This is a genomic window from Sphingobium sp. FW306-1B-F04DB (assembly GCF_058781925.1).
In genome coordinates, this window is the sequence record NZ_JBYSXE010000120.1 from 1 (window position 1) to 1,369 (window position 1,369).

General features: G+C 62.4%; 1 protein-coding gene. It reads left to right on the forward strand.

Annotation, left to right across the window (positions count from 1 at the left end; all coding sequences use genetic code 11):
- Window positions 1-84 precede the first annotated feature (84 nt).
- Entirely contained in the window at window positions 85-1,119 is a 1,035-nt protein-coding gene (locus tag AC3WJD_RS21965; RefSeq protein ID WP_492748974.1) for an IS110 family RNA-guided transposase, read from the forward strand.
- Window positions 1,120-1,369: the final 250 nt, after the last annotated feature.

Genomic DNA, 1,369 nt, shown 5'->3' on the forward strand with positions numbered 1-1,369 from the left:
ATGTGGATGGCTCCCGCTCCCGGCATCTAGGTGCCAAAGTGTGGAAGCTATCAAAGCGACCACGAGCCATGGGAGCCACCCGTCATGGAGATTACCACGATCGGCCTGGATTTGGCCAAGAACATTTTTCAGATTCACGGTGTTGATGCGGCAGGTGAAGTCGTTGTGCGCAAGGCGTTGCGGCGCGCGCAGATGCTACCGTACTTTGCCAAGCTGCCGCGGTGTCTGGTCGGTATCGAGGCCTGCGGAACGTCGCATCACTGGGCGCGCGAGCTGACGAGACTGGGGCACGAGGTGCGACTGATGCCGCCAGCCTATGTGAAACCCTATGTGAAGCGCGGCAAGACCGATGCTGCCGATGCCGCGGCGATCTGCGAGGCGGTGATGCGGCCGACAATGCGGTTCGTCGCCGTCAAGTCTCGCGAGCAGCAGGCGGCGCTTTCAATGCACCGGACACGCGACTTGCTCGTCAAGCAGCGCACCCAGCTGGTGAACATGATCCGCGGGTTGCTTGCCGAGTTCGGCATCGACATCCCGCGCGGGCTTGGACGCGCACTGCTCATGGCGCGGCAAATCGTCGATGGTGAGACACCCGACGTCCCGGCAGAGGCGGCCAAGGTGATCTCGACGCTCGCTCAGCAGGTGCTTGAGATCCATCTGCGGTTGCGCGAGATCGACCGCGATGTGCTCCAGTGGCAGCGCACAAATGACGTTGCCAGACGCCTTGCGACCATCCCGGGCATCGGCCCCGTCGGGGCCTCGGCGCTCGCGGCCTCGGTCACCGACCCGCATCAGTTTCGCTCGGGCCGTCAATTCGCGGCCTGGCTAGGACTAACGCCGCTGCAGAAATCGAGTGGTGGCAAGGAACGCCTTGGGCGGATCAGCAAGATGGGCGACAAATATCTGCGCAAGCTGCTCATCGTCGGCATGACCTCGCTGGTGCGGTACGCGAAGCACAAGCCAGAGCGGGCCGATCCGCGCCTTGTCGATCTGCTGGCACGCAAGCCGGTCCGCGTCGCTACGGTTGCCCTCGCAAACAAGGCTGCACGCGTCGTCTGGGCAATCATGGTTCGTGGTGGCGCCTATCGCGCGAACCATGTGCCCGCACTGACGGCATAATTGAGGGCACGCCACTTCACGAGGTTGCGAGGACGATGTGATGTGATGGCAAACCGGTCAGACCGGGAACTGGGACACCCCACCGAATGTCAAAGGCGCTATAGCCTGAATCTCAGAATGGGACCCGGTTCGCGGACTCCATCAGGGCCAGCGGTCTTTCGACGACTGCATCAACAGGCCGAAGACAAGACTGCATCCGACCAACGCCAACACTCAAATCAAGCCTTGCAACGCGGGAGCCATCCAGACA